General features: G+C 71.4%; 14 protein-coding genes and 1 rRNA gene. 13 read left to right on the top strand and 2 right to left on the bottom strand.

Going from position 1 to position 16,110, the window contains the following annotated elements; translation table 11 throughout:
* Positions 1-13: 13 nt before the first annotated feature.
* The 11 genes from M3147_RS06115 (at position 14) to M3147_RS06165 (ending at position 12,795) form a co-directional block, all read left to right on the top strand.
* Positions 14-670, top strand: coding sequence for an amino acid ABC transporter permease (locus tag M3147_RS06115; RefSeq protein ID WP_251202576.1), 657 nt, complete (start codon positions 14-16; stop codon positions 668-670).
* Positions 667-1,569, top strand: coding sequence for an amino acid ABC transporter permease (locus M3147_RS06120; protein ID WP_251202577.1), 903 nt, complete (start codon positions 667-669; stop codon positions 1,567-1,569). The genes M3147_RS06115 and M3147_RS06120 overlap by 4 nt, the downstream gene beginning before the upstream one ends.
* Positions 1,570-1,615: 46 nt before the next feature.
* A complete protein-coding gene (gene pheS / locus M3147_RS06125) occupies positions 1,616-2,656 on the top strand; it encodes a phenylalanine--tRNA ligase subunit alpha (protein WP_251202578.1) in 1,041 nt (346 codons plus the stop codon).
* Between the two features lie 2 nt (positions 2,657-2,658).
* On the top strand, positions 2,659-5,184 hold the full coding sequence (gene pheT, locus M3147_RS06130; RefSeq protein ID WP_251202579.1) for a phenylalanine--tRNA ligase subunit beta: 2,526 nt from the start codon (positions 2,659-2,661) through the stop codon (positions 5,182-5,184).
* Between the two features lie 288 nt (positions 5,185-5,472).
* The gene (gene argC, locus M3147_RS06135; protein WP_251202580.1) at positions 5,473-6,516 is read left to right on the top strand and encodes an N-acetyl-gamma-glutamyl-phosphate reductase; all 1,044 of its coding nucleotides are present in this window, start codon (positions 5,473-5,475) and stop codon (positions 6,514-6,516) included.
* Positions 6,513-7,670, top strand: coding sequence for a bifunctional glutamate N-acetyltransferase/amino-acid acetyltransferase ArgJ (argJ, locus tag M3147_RS06140; protein WP_251202581.1), 1,158 nt, complete (start codon positions 6,513-6,515; stop codon positions 7,668-7,670). The genes argC and argJ overlap by 4 nt, the downstream gene beginning before the upstream one ends.
* 2 nt (positions 7,671-7,672) lie before the next feature.
* Positions 7,673-8,596 carry an acetylglutamate kinase gene (gene argB, locus M3147_RS06145; RefSeq protein ID WP_251202582.1) on the top strand — a complete coding sequence of 308 codons (924 nt, stop codon included), beginning with the start codon at positions 7,673-7,675 and terminating at the stop codon, positions 8,594-8,596.
* Positions 8,593-9,777 (top strand): acetylornithine transaminase, encoded by a 1,185-nt coding sequence (locus M3147_RS06150; RefSeq protein ID WP_251202583.1) that lies wholly within the window; start codon positions 8,593-8,595, stop codon positions 9,775-9,777. The genes argB and M3147_RS06150 overlap by 4 nt, the downstream gene beginning before the upstream one ends.
* A 23-nt stretch (positions 9,778-9,800) precedes the next feature.
* Positions 9,801-10,736: an ornithine carbamoyltransferase gene (gene argF / locus M3147_RS06155; protein ID WP_251202609.1), complete on the top strand. Its 936-nt coding sequence runs from the start codon at positions 9,801-9,803 to the stop codon at positions 10,734-10,736.
* Entirely contained in the window at positions 10,733-12,181 is a 1,449-nt protein-coding gene (gene argH / locus M3147_RS06160) for an argininosuccinate lyase (RefSeq protein WP_251202584.1), read from the top strand. The genes argF and argH overlap by 4 nt, the downstream gene beginning before the upstream one ends.
* 8 nt (positions 12,182-12,189) lie before the next feature.
* Entirely contained in the window at positions 12,190-12,795 is a 606-nt protein-coding gene (locus M3147_RS06165; protein ID WP_251202585.1) for a DNA-3-methyladenine glycosylase, read from the top strand.
* A gap of 39 nt (positions 12,796-12,834) precedes the next feature.
* On the opposite strand, the gene M3147_RS06170 is transcribed toward M3147_RS06165, so the two are convergent.
* Positions 12,835-13,428: a hypothetical protein gene (locus tag M3147_RS06170; RefSeq protein WP_251202586.1), complete on the bottom strand. Its 594-nt coding sequence runs from the start codon at positions 13,426-13,428 to the stop codon at positions 12,835-12,837.
* A complete protein-coding gene (locus M3147_RS06175; protein WP_251202587.1) occupies positions 13,425-14,060 on the bottom strand; it encodes a DNA-binding protein in 636 nt (211 codons plus the stop codon). Before M3147_RS06175 ends, M3147_RS06170 begins: the two co-directional genes overlap by 4 nt.
* Positions 14,061-14,182: 122 nt before the next feature.
* Between M3147_RS06175 and tyrS the strand changes: the two genes are divergently transcribed.
* Positions 14,183-15,484 (top strand): tyrosine--tRNA ligase, encoded by a 1,302-nt coding sequence (gene tyrS, locus M3147_RS06180; RefSeq protein ID WP_251202588.1) that lies wholly within the window; start codon positions 14,183-14,185, stop codon positions 15,482-15,484.
* 566 nt (positions 15,485-16,050) lie between these two features.
* A 16S ribosomal RNA gene (locus M3147_RS06185) occupies positions 16,051-16,110 on the top strand; the annotation flags it as partial.

The following is a 16,110-nucleotide window of genomic DNA, read 5'->3' on the forward strand; positions in this document are numbered from 1 at the left end:
GCGGAGGAGCACGATGGGCATCATCACCGACAATCTCGACCTCTGGTCGTCGACCCTGCTCGGCACCCTCGTGCTGTTCGTCGCGGGCGGCCTGCTCGCGCTCGTCCTCGGCACGATGGTCGGGGCGATGCGGGTGTCGCCCATCCCGGTCGCCAGGGCGGTCGGCACCTTCTACGTCAACACCATCCGCAACACCCCGCTCACCCTGGTCTTCTTCGCGTTCGCGTTCGCGCTGCCGCCGCTGCTCGGGCTCCGGCTCACCGGCGACGTCTCGCTGACCCTCGCGATCTGCGCGCTCGGCATCTACACCGCCACCTACGTCGCCGAGACCATCCGCTCAGGCATCAATACGGTGCCGGTCGGGCAGGCGGAAGCGGCGCGCGCCCTCGGCCTCACGTTCGGGCAGGTGATGACGCTGGTGGTGCTGCCGCAGGCGTTCCGCTCGGTCATCCCGCCAATGATGAGCGTGTTCATCGCCCTGCTGAAGAACACCACGGTCGCGGCGGGATTCTCGGTCGTGAACCTCGGCTCCGTCCGCAGCTACCTCAGCGAGCGCGGTGAGAACCAGTTCATCGCGATCGTCTGGGTGATGGTCGTCTTCGTCGCGCTCGTGCTGCTGCTGTCCTGGGCGCAGCGAGCGCTCGAGAACCGCTGGAAGGTGGCGCGATGAGCAGCGTCCTGTACGACGTCCCCGGCCCCCGCGCCATCGCGCGGAACCGCATCCTCGGCGTCATCACCGTGCTCGTGGTGCTCGCCCTGCTCGGTTTCATCGTCTGGCGGCTCTGGGACACCGGCCAGTTCTCCGCCGAGAAGTGGGACGCGTTCACCTACTCGAACGTGTGGCTGCAGATCGCCCTCGCCACCGGGCGCACGCTCGCCGCCTTCGGCGTCGCCGCCGTCGGGGCGCTCGCCCTGGGCTTCGCGCTCGCGATCGGCCGGCTGAGCGACCACCCGTGGCTGCGCGGTCCGATCGGCGCGGTCGTCGAGGTGCTGCGGGCCGTCCCCGTGCTCGTCTTCATGTTCCTGCTCTACTACGGGCTGCCGGTGCTCGGCATCCGCATGGAGCCGTTCTGGGCGGTCGTCATCGCGCTCGTCGCCTACAACGGATCGGTGCTCGCCGAGGTGATCCGCGCGGGGGTGGAGTCGCTCCCGAAGGGGCAGAGCGAGGCCGGCTACGCGATCGGGCTGCGCAAGGCAGCGGTGATGCGCCTGGTGCTGCTGCCGCAGGCGATCCGCGCGATGATGCCGGTCATCATCGCCCAGCTCGTGGTCACGCTGAAGGACACGGCGCTCGGCTACATCATCACGTACCAGGAGCTGTTGTTCTACGCCCGCTACATCGGGTCGCAGTCCACGTACGGCTCGCCGATCGTCCCGGCGACCATCGTCGTCGGTGCGATCTACATCGCGCTCTGCCTCATCCTCTCCTTCGTCGCGAATCGCGTGGAGCGACGGCTCCGCCGCACCGCGAAGCTCGGCAAGGGCGTCGCGCCGGTCGACGACGCCATGACGGCGACGCGCGCCGTCGCCGTGCAGGCGGGACTCGACGACCCCGAGCCGCGCCGCTGAGCGCCGGGCACCGCCCGGTCGCGGCGGCCGACTAGACTCGATCTTCGTGCCAGAGCCCACTGAAATCACCGAGCCCGCGGTCGCCGCGGCCGTCGACGCCGCCCTCGCGGCGATCGCCGCCGCCGTCGACTCCGCCGCGCTCAAGCAGGTCCGCGCCGAGCACACCGGCGAGAAGTCGCCGCTCGCCCAGCTGAACGCCCTGCTGCGCAGCGTCCCGAACGAGCAGAAGGCCGCGCTCGGCAAGCTCGTCGGCGGTGCGCGCGGTCGGGTGAACCAGGCGTTCGCGGCGCGCGAGGCGGAGATCACCGCTGCGGAGGCCGAGGCGCGGCTCGCCGCGGAGGCCGTCGACGTGACCGCGCTGCCCGCGCGCTACACAGCCGGGGCGCGGCATCCGCTCACCCTGCTGCAGGACCGCGTCACCGAGATCTTCACCGGCATGGGCTGGGAGATCGCGGAGGGCCCCGAGGTCGAGAGCGAGTGGTTCAACTTCGATGCGCTGAACTTCGACCCCGATCACCCCGCGCGCGCGATGCAGGACACCTTCTTCATCGACCCGCCGGAGCAGCACCTCGTGCTGCGCACGCACACGAGCCCCGTGCAGGTGCGCTCGATGCTCGAGCGCGAGGTCCCGATCTACGTGCTCGCACCGGGCCGCGTCTACCGTACCGACGAGTTCGATGCCACGCACCTGCCGGTGTTCATGCAGTTCGAAGGCCTCGCGGTAGACCGCGGGCTGACGATGGCGCACCTGAAGGGCACCCTCGACCACTTCGTGAAGGCCGTCTTCGGCGAGGAGGCGAAGATCCGCCTGCGCCCGAGCTACTTCCCGTTCACGGAGCCGAGCGCCGAGCTCGACTTCTGGCATCCGACCTTCAAGGGCGGGGCCCGCTGGATCGAGTGGGGCGGCTGCGGCATGATCCACCCGAACGTGCTGCGCTCCGCGGGCATCGACCCCGAGGTCTACTCGGGCTTCGCGTTCGGCATGGGCGTCGAGCGCGGGCTCATGCTCCGCAACGACGTCTCGGACATGCGCGACATGGCCGAAGGCGATATCCGGTTCTCCCAGCAGTTCGGAATGGTGGTCTGACGATGCGAGTGCCGCTCAGCTGGCTCGCCGAGTACGTCGAGCTCGTCCCTGGGACGACGCCCGAGGACGTCCACGCCGCCCTCGTGAAGGTCGGCCTCGAAGAAGAAGAGGTCCACGGTTTCGAGCTGCAGGGCCCGATCGTCGTGGGCGAGGTGCTCGAGTTCGTCGAGGAGCCGCAGTCCAACGGCAAGACGATCCGCTGGTGCCAGGTGCGGGTCGCGCCCGAGGGGGAGACGGCGGCCGACGGCGGGGATGCCGTGCACGGCATCGTCTGCGGCGCCCGCAACTTCTTCCCCGGCGACAAAGTCGTCGTGACCCTGCCCGGCTCGGTGCTGCCCGGGCCGTTCCCGATCGCCGCGCGCAAGACGTACGGGCACGTGTCGGACGGCATGATCGCCTCGGCGCGCGAGCTCGGCCTCGGCGAGGACCACGACGGCATCCTCCGGCTCGCGGAGCTCGGCATCGACGCGCCCGTCGGCAGCGATGCGATCGAGTTGCTCGGTCTGAACGACGCCGCGGTCGAGATCAACGTCACGCCGGATCGCGGCTACGCCTTCTCGATCCGCGGGGTCGCGCGCGAGTACGCGCACGCCACGGGCGCCGCCTTCCGCGACCCGGTCGCCCGCTCGGTGCCGGCGGATGCCTCGGGCGAGGCGTTCCCGGTCGTGATCGCCGACGACGCGCCGATCCGCGGACGCGTCGGCTCGAGCGTCTTCGCGACCCGCATCGTGCGCGGGGTCGATCCGGCGCGGCCGACGCCGCCGTGGATGGTCGCGCGGCTGAAGCTCGCCGGCATCCGCTCATTGTCGCTGCTCATCGACATCACGAACTACGTGATGCTCGAGCTCGGCCAGCCGATGCACGGGTACGATCTCGACACGCTCGTCGGCGGCATCACCGTGCGCCGGGCGCGCGACGGGGAGACGATCGAGACCCTCGACGGCAAGCAGCGTACGCTGCACGCGGAGGATCTGCTGATCACCGACGAGGCCGGGCCCATCGGCATCGCCGGGGTGATGGGCGGCGCCCGCACCGAGATGAGCGACACCACCAGGAACGTCCTCATCGAGGCCGCGAACTTCGACCCGGTGTCGATCGCGCGCGCCGCCCGCCGGCACAAGCTGCCGAGCGAGGCCTCACGGCGCTTCGAGCGCGGCGTCGACCCGCAGATCGCCACGGCGGCCGCGAGTCGCGTCGCGCAGCTCATGGTCGATCTCGCCGGCGGCACCGCCGACGCTGTCGGCGGGCTGATCGACGAGACCCCCGCGCGCGAGCCGATCGCGCTGCCCGACGGCTACGTCTCGGGACTCATCGGCGTCGAGTACACCGAGGCGGAGATCCGCGGCGCGCTCGCAGAGATCGGTGCGGACGTCGAGGAGGGCGAGGGCGGGCTCGCCGTCACCCCGCCGAGCTGGCGCCCCGACCTCACGGGCAAGGCCGAACTCGCCGAGGAGGTGGCCCGGCTCGTCGGGTATCACCGCATCCCCTCGGTGCTGCCCGTCGCGCCCCCCGGTCGTGGGCTCACCCGAGCCCAGCGTCTGCGCAAGCGCACCGCCGACGTGCTCGCCGCGGGCGGCGGCACCGAGGTGCTGGCGTTCCCCTTCGTGGCCGAGCGCGACAACGCGCTCTTCGGCAGCGTCGACGGCGAGCCGGTCGCCTCCGTCCGGGTCGCGAACGCGCTCGATGCGAGCCGGCCGCTCCTGCGCCGCTCCCTCATCCCCGGGCTCATCGAGATCGCCCGCCGCAACCTCTCGCGCGGACTCGTCGACCTCGAGCTGTTCGAACTCGGCCTCGTCTTCCTGCCCGAGCCGGGACGCGAGTACGGCACGGCGGTGCTGCCGGCGGCTGCGGCCCGTCCGAGCGATGCCGAGCTCGCCGCGCTCGTCGAGGGCATCCCGCCGCAGCCGCGCCACGTCGCCGTGCTGCTCACGGGCGACGTCGTCGAGAAGCAGCCGGGTCAGCCGGCGGTTCCCGCGGGACTCGCCGACGCACTCGACGCGGTCCGCCGAATCGCGCTCGCGACCGGCGGCGAGATCGAGATCGTGCAGGGCCGCCATCAGGCGATGCACCCCGGCCGTACGGCCGAGCTGCGCGCCGGCGGCGTGCGCATCGGCTTCGCCGGTGAACTGCACCCGGCGATCGCGGAGGAGGCCGACCTGCCTCGCGTCGTCGCCGTCGCCGAACTCGACCTCGACGCGCTCATCGCGGCGGCCGACCGCACCGTGGAGGCGAGCCCGCTCGGCACGCACCCCGCTGCGACGCAGGATCTCTCCCTCGTCGTGCCGGTCGAGACGCCGGCGGCCGAGGTCGGTGCCGCCGTGCGCGAGGGTGCCGGTGAGCTCCTCGAGGCGCTGCACCTCGTCGACGACTACCGCGGTCCGGGCGTCGCCGAGGGGGCGAAGAGCCTCACCTTCGCCCTTCGGTTCCGGGCCGCCGACCGCACACTCACCGCGGCGGAGGCCAGCGAGGCGAAGCTCGCCGGCGCCCGGCTCGCGGCGGAGCGCTTCGGCGCCGCCATCCGCGACTGACGACGGGCGTTCACCCGGTCGTCGAACGGCCCCGTCCCGGCAGCTGCCGGACGGGGCCGTTCCGTCATCCCCGGACCTCCGGTTTGGCATCCCTCCCACTGAGTCGGTAGGGTCGCACCATGTCCTCCCTTCGGTCCCTCGCCGCGGCGCAGCCTCTGCGCGCCGCCGCGCTGCGCGACCGACGCCGGGGCGCTCGCCGACGCTAGGCGACCCCGTGCACGGCGATGCCGCCGCGCACCGGTGTCGCCGGCGCCGACTCACGACCGCTCAGACCTTTAAGGTGGACTCATGACCTACTCCGTCGCCGTTTCCGGCGCGTCCGGCTATGCCGGGGGAGAGATCCTCAGGCTCCTCGCCGATCACCCGGAGTTCGAGGTGCGCACCGTGACCGCGCACCAGAACGCCGGCCAGTCGCTCGTGCAGGTGCAGCCGCATCTGCGGAGCTACACGCACCTGACCCTGAAGGAGACGAGCGCCGAGAGCCTCTCGGGTCACGACCTGGTCTTCCTCGCCCTGCCGCACGGCGCCTCGGGTGCGGTCGCGGCCGAGCTCGCCGACGACGCCCTCGTCATCGACTGCGGTGCCGACCACCGGCTCGAGAGCGACGCCGACTGGGCCGCGTTCTACGGCGGGGACTTCCACGGCGCATGGACGTACGGCGTTCCGGAGCTGCCCCGGCTCTCCGGCACCCAGCGCGATCGCCTCGCGAAGACGCGGCGCATCGCCGCCCCCGGCTGCAACGCGTCGACGGTGGCGCTATCGCTCGCGCCCGGCATCCGCGCCGGCGTCGTCGAGGCGACCGACCTCGTGAGCGTCCTCGCCGTCGGCCCCTCCGGCGCGGGCAAGAGCGCGAAGACCCACCTGCTCGCGTCCGAGATCCTGGGCTCCGCCAACCCGTACGCCGTCGGCGGCACGCACCGCCACATCCCGGAGATCCAGCAGGCGCTCCGCTGGGCGGGCGCCGCCGCGCCGACGATCTCGTTCACCCCCGTGATCGTGCCGATGTCCCGCGGCATCCTCGCCACCTCGACCGCGCGCATCGTCCCCGGTACGAGCGCCGCGGCGGTCCGTGCCGCGTGGGAGGACGCGTACGCGGGGGAGCGCTTCGTGCAGCTGCTCCCGGAGGGCCAGTTCCCGCGCACCGCCGACGTGCTCGGCGCGAACACCGCGCTCATGGGCGTCGCCGTCGACGAGGCCGCCGGCCGGGTCGTCGTCGTCACCGCCGTCGACAATCTCGTGAAGGGCACCGCCGGTGCCGCCATCCAATCCGCCAATCTCGCGCTCGGTCTCGCTGAATCGACCGGCCTTCCCGTGAACGGAGTCGCCCCGTGACCGTCACCGCCCCCGCAGGCTTCGAGGCGGCGGGCATCGCCGCCGGCATCAAGCGCTCCGGCGCGCTCGACCTCGCCGTCGTGGTGAACCGCGGGCCCGCCCAGCAGGCGGCCGTCGTGTTCACCGCGAACCGGGCGCAGGCCAATCCCATCCGCTGGTCGAAGGAGGCGGCGAAGGACGGCCTCGTCTCGGCCGTGGTGCTGAATTCGGGTGGGGCCAACTGCTTCACCGGTCCCGAGGGCTTCCAGGTCGTGCACCGCACGGCGGAGGCCGCCGCGTCCGCCCTCGGGGTGGCCGCCGGCGACGTGCTCGTCTGCTCGACCGGCCTCATCGGCGAACAGCTCGACGGCGAGGTGCTGGAGGAGGGCGTGCTCTCCGCCGTGGCCCGGCTCGGCGCCGACGAGGGCTCGGGCGACGATGCCGCGCGGGCGATCATGACCACCGACACGAAGCCGAAGACCGTGGTCGTCGAGGGCGCCGGGTGGCGCGTCGGCGGCATGGCGAAGGGCGCCGGCATGCTGGCGCCGGGCCTCGCGACGATGCTCGTCGTGCTCACCACCGATGCGGTGCTCGACGCCGCGGCGCTCGACCGGGCGCTGCGCAGCGCGACCCGGGTGAGCTTCGACCGGCTCGATTCCGACGGCTGCATGTCGACGAACGATCAGGTCACGCTGCTCTCGAGCGGTGCGTCCGGCGTCGCACCCGACGAGGCCGAGTTCACCGCCGCAGTCGCACGTGCCTGCCTCGATCTCGCAGCGCAGCTGCAGGCCGACGCCGAAGGCGCGAGCCACGACATCACCATCGAGGTGCGCGGAGCCGTTACTGAGGACGACGCCGTCGAGGTCGGCCGCTCGGTCGCCCGGAACAACCTGTTCAAGGCCGCGATCTTCGGCAACGACCCGAACTGGGGACGGGTGCTCGCCGCGATCGGCACCACGTCGGCCCCATTCGACCCCTACCTGGTCGACGTGTCGATGAACGGCGTGCGCGTCTGCCACGCGGGCCGTCCCGACCGTCCGCGCGACGAGGTCGATCTGACGCCGCGCGCGACCCACGTGCTGATCGAGCTGCACAACGGTTCGGCGACCGCGACGATCCTCACCAACGACCTCACGCACGACTATGTGCATGAGAACAGCGCGTACGCGAGTTGAACATGACCGAGCAGCGCGATTCCGGCGCCGACGCGGATGCCGCGTCGAAGGCGCAGACCCTGATCGACTCCCTGCCGTGGCTGAAGCGCTTCCACGGCGAGACGATCGTCGTGAAGTTCGGCGGCAACGCGATGGTGAGTCCTGAGCTCCAACGCGCGTTCGCCGAGGACATGGTCTACCTCCGCTACGCGGGCGTGAAGCCCGTCGTCGTGCACGGGGGCGGCCCGCAGATCTCCTCGATGCTCGGTCGCCTCGGCATCGAGAGCGAGTTCCGCGGCGGCTACCGGGTGACGACGCCGGAGACGATGGACGTCGTCCGCATGGTGCTCTCCGGCCAGGTGAACCGGGAGCTCGTGAGCCTCATCAACGAGCACGGCCCCCTCGCTTCCGGGCTGTCCGGCGAAGACGCGGGCCTCTTCACCGGCCGTCGTCGAGGGGCCGTCGTGGACGGCGAAGAGGTCGACCTCGGGCTCGTCGGCGACGTCGTCGCGGTCGACCCGGCGCCCGTCCTCGCCCAGCTCGCGGCCGGGCAGATCCCCGTCGTGTCCTCGATCGCGCCCGACGGCGACCATCCCGGGCAGTCGCTCAACGTGAACGCCGACTCGGCCGCCGCGTCGCTCGCCGTCGCGCTCGGCGCGGCGAAGCTCGTCATCCTCACCGATGTCGCGGGCCTCTACCGGGACTGGCCGAACCGGGACTCGTTGGTCTCCGTGATCGACGCGGACGAGCTCGGCGAACTGCTGCCCTCCCTCGAATCGGGGATGATCCCGAAGATGACCGCGTGCCTCGAGGCGGTGCACGGCGGCGTGGCGAAGGCGGCGATCATCGACGGGCGCGAGCCGCACTCGATCCTGCTCGAGGTGTTCACCACCCAGGGTTCCGGTACGGAGGTCGTGCCGGCGACGACGAAGGAGACCGCGGCATGACCGACTGGCAGCCGCGCTTCGAGGCACGCATCATGCGTTCGATCGGTCTCCCGCTCGCCAAGCTCGAGCGTGGCGAGGGCGTCTGGGTCTGGGACGACGAGGGCACCCGGTACCTCGACTTCCTCGCCGGCATCGCGGTGAACGCGCTCGGGCACGCGCACCCGGTCTTCGTGCAGGCCGTCTCCGAGCAGGCGGCGAAACTCGCGCACGTCTCGAACTACTTCACGACCGAGCCCTCGCTCGAGCTCGCCGAGCGGATCGTGCGCCTCGCCGGTGCCGGCGACGCGGGCCGGGCCTGGTTCGGCAACTCGGGCGCCGAGGCGAACGAGGCCGCGTTCAAGCTCGCCCGCCTGAACAACGACGGCGGCGCCCGCACTCGGGTGCTCGCCCTCGTCGACGCCTTCCACGGGCGCACCATGGGCTCGCTCGCGCTCACCGGCAAGCCGCAGATGCGGCAGGCATTCGAGCCGTTGCCGGGCGGGGTGGAGCACATCCCCGCGACGCTGGAAGCCCTCGAGGCGGCCGTCGACGACGCCGTCTCCGCCCTCATCCTCGAACCCATCCAGGGCGAGGCCGGTGTCGTGGAGCTGCCGGAGGGCTACCTCGAAGCGGCGCGCGACTTGACGAGCCGGCACGGCGCCCTCCTCGTCGTGGACGAGATCCAGACGGGCGCGGGCCGCACCGGCGCCTGGTTCGGCTTCCAGCATGCGGGCATCACGCCCGACGCGATCACGGTCGCGAAGGGCATCGGCGGGGGCTTCCCGATCGGCGGACTGGTGACGTTCGGCCGGGCCTCGGAGCTCTACCAGAAGGGCATGCACGGCTCGACCTTCGGCGGGAATCCGCTCGCGACCGCCGTCGCGAACGCGGTGCTCGGCGAGATCGAACGCGCGGGCCTCGTCGAGAACGCGGCCCGCCGCGGGATCGAGCTGCGCGAGCGCGTGCTCGGTCTCGGCTCGCCGCTCGTCTCCGGGGTCCGCGGGCGGGGACTCCTCGTCGGCGTCGGCCTCGCAGAGCCGGTGGCCCAGGCCGTCGTCGCCGAGGCGATGCGCGAGGGCCTCATCGTGAACGCCGCCAACGACCACACGCTCCGGATCGCCCCGCCGCTCACGATCGGCGACGCGGAGCTCGACGAGTTCGAGGCGCGGCTCGGCCGCGCGCTCGCCGCCGTCGCCAGATGACCGCACGCAACGAACGGATGCCGATGACCCGCCACTTCCTCCGCGACGACGACCTGAGCCCGGCCGAGCAGGCCGAGGTGCTCGAACTCGCCGCCCGGCTGAAGGCCGACCGCTACGCCGAACGCCCGCTCGCCGGCCCGCAGACCGTGGCCGTGCTGTTCGACAAGACCTCGACGAGAACCCGCGTCTCGTTCTCGGTGGGCATCGCCGACCTCGGCGGGGTCCCGCTCGTGATCAGCTCGAGCGAGAGCCAGTTGGGCGGGAAGGAATCGGTCGCCGACACGGCCCGCGTCCTCGAGCGGATGGTCGCCGCCGTCGTGTGGCGCACCTTCGCGCAGTCCGGGCTCGAGGAAATGGCGGCGGGCACCACGGTGCCGGTTGTGAACGCGCTGTCCGACGACTTCCACCCCTGCCAGATCCTGGCGGACCTGCAGACCGTGCGCGAGCAGAAGGGCGAGCTCGCCGGCCTCACGCTGGCGTACTTCGGCGATGGCGCGAACAACATGGCGCACTCCTACCTGCTCGGCGGTGCGACCGCCGGGATGCACGTGCGCGTCGCGGCCCCCGCGGACTACGCTCCGCGCGCCGACCTGGTGGCGGACGCCGAGCGCATCGCCGCGCAGACGGGCGGCTCGGTGACGGTGACGACGGATGCCCAGGCCGCGGCTCGCGGCGCCGACGTCGTCGTGACCGACACCTGGGTCTCGATGGGCCAGGAGAGCGAGAAGGCGGCGCGATTGGCGACCTTCGGCGACTACCGGGTGACCGCGCGGCTCATGGCCGAAGCCGACGCCGGGGCGGTGTTCCTGCACTGCCTGCCCGCGTACCGCGGGGTGGAGGTCGACGCCGAGGTCATCGACGGGCCGCAGTCGGTCGTCTGGGACGAGGCGGAGAACCGCGTGCACGCGCAGAAGGCGCTGCTCGTCTGGCTGCTCGCGAAGCAGGAGGAGGCACGATGACCGACGACACGACCCCCGAGGCGCACGGCACGAACGAGGGCTCGCTCTGGGGCGCTCGCTTCGCGAGCGGGCCGTCGGCCGAGCTCGCCCGGCTCTCCAAGTCGACCCATTTCGACTGGCAGCTGGCCCGTTATGACCTCGCCGGTTCCCGGGCGCACGCCCGCGCCCTGGCCGCGGCCGGGTACCTGCAGCCCGCCGAGCTCGACGGGATGCTCGGCGGACTGGACGCCCTGGAGGCTCGGATCGAGACCGGCGAGCTCGTCGCGGCGGAGTCCGACGAGGACGTGCACGGCGCCCTCGAGGCCGCGCTCATCGACGTCGTCGGCCCCGAGCTCGGCGGCAAGCTCCGCGCGGGCCGCAGCCGGAACGACCAGATCGCGACCCTCGTGCGCCTGTACCTGAAGGACCATGCCGCGGTCATCGGGCGCGAGCTGGTGCACCTCATCGATGCGCTCGTCGCGCAGGCCGATGCCCACCCGGCCGCGATCATGCCGGGGCGCACGCACCTCCAGCACGCGCAGCCGGTGCTGCTCGCCCATCACCTGCTCGCGCACGGTTGGGCGCTCTCACGCGATCTGGAGCGGCTCGTCGACTGGGCGAAGCGCGCCGACGTCTCGCCCTACGGCGGGGGAGCGCTGGCCGGCTCGACCCTCGGACTCGACGCGGCCGCCGTGGCGGGCGAGTTGGGGCTCGCGGCTCCCTCGCCGAACTCGATCGACGGCACTGCGAGCCGCGACGTCGTCGCCGAGTTCGCCTTCGTCGCTGCGCTGATCGGCATCGACCTGTCTCGCATCTCCGAGGAGATCATCCTCTGGAACACCCGCGAGTTCGGCTTCGTGACCCTCGACGACGGGTACTCGACGGGCTCGTCGATCATGCCGCAGAAGAAGAACCCCGACATCGCGGAGCTCGCCCGCGGCAAGTCCGGTCGACTCATCGGCAACCTGACCGGCCTACTCGCGACGCTGAAGGCGCTCCCGCTCGCGTACAACCGCGACCTGCAGGAGGACAAGGAGCCGGTGTTCGACTCCGTCGAGACGCTCGAGGTCCTGCTGCCGGCGTTCACCGGCATGGTGGCGACGCTCACCTTCCACACCGAGCGGATGGCCGAGCTCGCACCCGCGGGCTTCTCACTGGCGACGGATGTCGCGGAGTGGCTCGTGAAGCGCCACGTGCCGTTCCGCGACGCGCACGAGATCACGGGCGCGCTCGTGCGGGCGGCCGAGGAGCGCGGGGTCGGCCTCGAGGGCCTCGACGACGCCGAGCTCGCCGCGGTCTCGTCGCACCTCGTCCCCGAGGTGCGCGAGGTGCTCACGATCGAGGGATCGGTCGCGAGCCGCGACGGCATCGGCGGAACCGCACCGGTCCGGGTCGCCGAGCAGCTCTCGGCGCTCGCCGATCGGGTGCGCCAGCTGGTCGGCCAGCTTCCGGAGGCGGTGCGCTGAGCGAGCTCATGACGGTGCCGCGCTCGTTCTTCGAGCGCGACCCCGTCGAGCTCGCGCCGCTGCTCCTCGGTGCCGTGCTGAGCCACGAGACGGCCGACGGCCGCGTCGCGATCCGGCTCTCCGAGCTCGAGGCCTACCGCGGGGTGGGCGAGGATCCCGGCTCGCACTCCAACCGCGGCCGGACGCCTCGCAACGAGGTCATGTTCGGCGAGCCCGCGCACCTGTACGCGTACTTCAGCTACGGCATGCACACCTGTCTGAACATCGTGACGCGGCCCGGGGGATCGGCCTCGGCGCTGCTGCTGCGCGGCGCCACGGTGGTCGAGGGGATCGAGCTCGCCCGGGTCCGCCGCGGCGGGGCTCCCGATCGTGACCTCGCCCGCGGACCGGCCCGCCTCTCCATCGCCCTCGGCGTGCCGCTCGCGGCGACGGGTGCCGACCTCCTGGCGTCGCCATTCGAGCTGCGGGTGCCCCGCGAGCCCGTCGCCTTCGCGGCGGGACCGCGCACCGGGGTCAACGGGGCCGGCGGCGGCACCGCCTATCCGTGGCGGTTCTGGATCCCCGGCGACGAGGGCGTCTCCCCGTATCGCCGGCACGCCGGCGCGCACGCCTGAGGCGGCCCGGCACCGGTCCGCCGACCAGGACGAGCGGGCTCAGCGCAGCACGAGGTGGGCGACGAGCCCGGCGGCCGCAGCCCAGATGAGGCTCGCGAGCGTGCCGATGATGAAGCGCTCGCGCGCCTCCGGCGCCTCGAGCTCGGTGAATCGGCCGACGCCCTTGACCGCGACGACGATCGCGAGCGCCTCCGGGAAGCCCGCGACGATCGCTCCGGCCGTCGCGAGCCGTTCGAGCACCCCGATGGTCCGTCCGCCCCGCAGCACCTCGCGCTGCGCCGGGCGGACACCCGCGGCATCCTCGCGGTGTCTCGCGTCGACGAGGATGCCGCCGTGCAGGCCCGGCCGCACGGAGCCGCCCATCGCCAGGTCGAGCGCGACGGCCGCTGCGGGCCCGCCGCCGAAGACGGCGACGGCGACCGCGGCCGCCGAGGTGAGCACGCCGATACTGAGCGGGGCCGGCGACGGCAGGCTCGCGGCGGCGATGAGGGCGACGACGAGGGAGCCGGTCGCCAGCCAGAGGTGCAGCCGTCGTGGCTTCCAGTACGCGAGCACCGAGAACACGGTGGCTGCCCCGAGCGCGAGGGCGAGGAGGATCCAGCCGAGCAGTTCGCCGAGGTACCAGGAGGTCACGGTCGTCCTTCCGTCGGGGCGTCGGGGCCGGTGGCCGAGCTGGAGTCGGGGTCGAGGAGTTCGAGCAGTCGGGCGAGCGCCGGGACGGCGTCGAGTTCGGCCCGGATGTTCGCCGACTTCATTCTCGCGCTGATCGCGGGGGCGCTCACACCGAGGTCTTCGGCGATGTCCGTCTGGCGGGCGCCGGCAACGAGCCGGTCGTACACTTCCCAGCCCTCGGGGGAGCGGCGTTCGCGGAGGACCAGGGCGAGGCGGAACAGCGCTTCGACATGGGGAGCGTCCGGCGAGGCCGCGCTGATCGCGAAGCGAGGGGTGCTCTTCTTCGCGCGCTCGACGGCGTCCCTCGCGGCGAAGAAGGCCGGCCCGCTCGCCTCTCGAATGTCAGCGGGCAGCGGCGCGAGCACCTCGCCGACGCCCACGCCGACGCTCCAGTCGCCGGAGCGCACGAGTTCGAGCACGAGGTCGACGACCGCGCGGGAGTCGTCGCTCAGGAGTTGGAGTTCGTCGCCCGCGTTCCGCGCGACCGGCAGCAGGAGGCGCTCGCCGTACGCGGCCTGGAGTCGAGCGCGCTCGCCGACGGTCAGATCGGGCCGGGTGCGGCTGGCGACCTGGTCGGCAGTGACGACGATCACACGGCTCCTCGGGGTGCGGTCGCGCCGCCCGAGCGGCAACACGATTCATCCATAAGGATAGAGCATTAATCCGTCAAGAGTTAGTGATCCATCCTGAATCTTTCCGCTGGTAGCCTGACGTGGTGTCAGATCCCGAGATCCTCGCAACCCAGCAGAACGACGCCTCCTTCGAGGACGTCTGGGACGAGCTCGTCTGGCGCGGCCTCGTCCACGTGTCGACCGACCAGGCTGCGCTGAAAGAGCTCCTTTCCGGCGAGCCGATCACGTATTACTGCGGGTTCGACCCGACGGCGCCGAGTCTGCACCTCGGCAACCTCGTGCAGCTGCTCACGATGCGCCGGCTCCAGTTGGCGGGCCACCGCCCGCTCGGGCTCGTCGGCGGATCGACGGGGCTCATCGGCGACCCACGGCCCACGGCCGAGCGGGTGCTGAACACGAAGGAGACCGTGTCGGAGTGGGTGGGCTACCTGCAGGCCCAGGTCAGCCGCTTCCTCTCCCAGGAGGGGCCGAGCGCGGTCCGCCTCGTGAACAACCTCGACTGGACGGCCGGGCTCAGCGCGATCGACTTCCTCCGCGACGTCGGCAAGCACTACCGCGTCGGCACCATGCTGAAGAAGGATGCCGTGGCGTCCCGGCTGAACTCCGACGCCGGCATCAGCTACACCGAGTTCAGCTACCAGATCCTGCAGGGGTACGACTACCTCGAGCTCTTCCGTCAGTACGACTGCGTGTTGCAGACGGGCGGCAGCGACCAGTGGGGCAACCTGACGAGCGGCACCGACCTGATCCACCGGGTGGAGAGCGCTTCGGTGCACGCCATCGGGACCCCGCTCATCACGAACGCCGACGGCACGAAGTTCGGCAAGAGCGAGGGCAACGCCATCTGGCTCGACCCGGCGATGTGCAGTCCGTACCGCTTCTACCAGTTCTGGCTCAACACCGACGACGCCGATGTCGTGCAGCGGTTGAAGGTGTTCACGTTCCTGAGCCGTGCCCGCATCGAGGAGCTCGCAGGTCTCGTCGAGCGTGAGCCGTTCCGCCGCGAGGCGCAGCGAGTGCTGGCGCACGAGGTGACGACGATGGTGCACGGAGCCGAGGCCACGGCCGCCGTCATCGCCGCGTCGCAGGCGCTGTTCGGTCAGGGGGAGCTGTCGGAGTTGGATGCGGCGACGCTCGAGTCCGCGCTCCGCGAGCTGCCGAACACGACGACCTCACCGGATGCGCCGATCGCGCAGCTGCTCGTCGACACCGGACTGGTCTCGAGCGCGAGCGAGGGGCGTCGGGCGATCTCGCAGGGCGGGGTATCGCTCGACAACGTCCGCGTCGACGACGAGAAGGCCACGCTCGAAGGTCGGGTGGCACCGGGCGGCATGGCCGTGCTCCGGCGTGGCAAGCGGACGCTCGCCGGCGTGTTCGTCGTCTGACTCCGGTGATCCGGCCTTCGGCCCCGCATCCGTCTCGGATGCGGGGCCCTTTCCGGTTTCGGGGACGTTTCCGTTTCGGGGAGCAGCGACCGCGCCGGTCTCTCCTCGGTCGTCTCGCCGACCGGAAACGGCGCTGATCCGGCACTTCTGGCGCCCGGCCACCGCGGACGACGGTGCGACACGCCCGGGATGTAGGGCGAAGTTGCGGGGAGGTGGCGATCTCCGTAAAGTATTCATCTGTTGCCCCACAGCAGCGGGAAGAGCGAGAAGCTCACCGCTGCAAGGTGGCAGAACAATCCCGAGAAATGAAGGTACATCCTTAGTGATCTCGAAGCATTCGGTTCCGTCCTCTTCAGGATGCCCGGGTGAAGAACGATTGCTCCGAATGAGCGGCGTCTGACGTCGCGAAGCGGGTGCGTCCGTTTCTTGAGAACTCAACAGCGTGCACTATGTTCAATGCCAATTTATTGAACCCCAGCCTGCTTTTTGGAGTGGGTATGGATTCCTTTGATTGATGGACAATTTGATTTTTTAGTCAGTTGTTTCTCTGTCAGTGATTGAAGTTTCTTTTGGAGAGTTTGATCCTGGCTCAGGACGAACGCTGGCGGCGTGCTTAACACATGCAA

It is taken from the genome of Agromyces mediolanus (genome assembly GCF_023715325.1).
GTDB classification, from domain to species: domain Bacteria; phylum Actinomycetota; class Actinomycetes; order Actinomycetales; family Microbacteriaceae; genus Agromyces; species Agromyces mediolanus_A.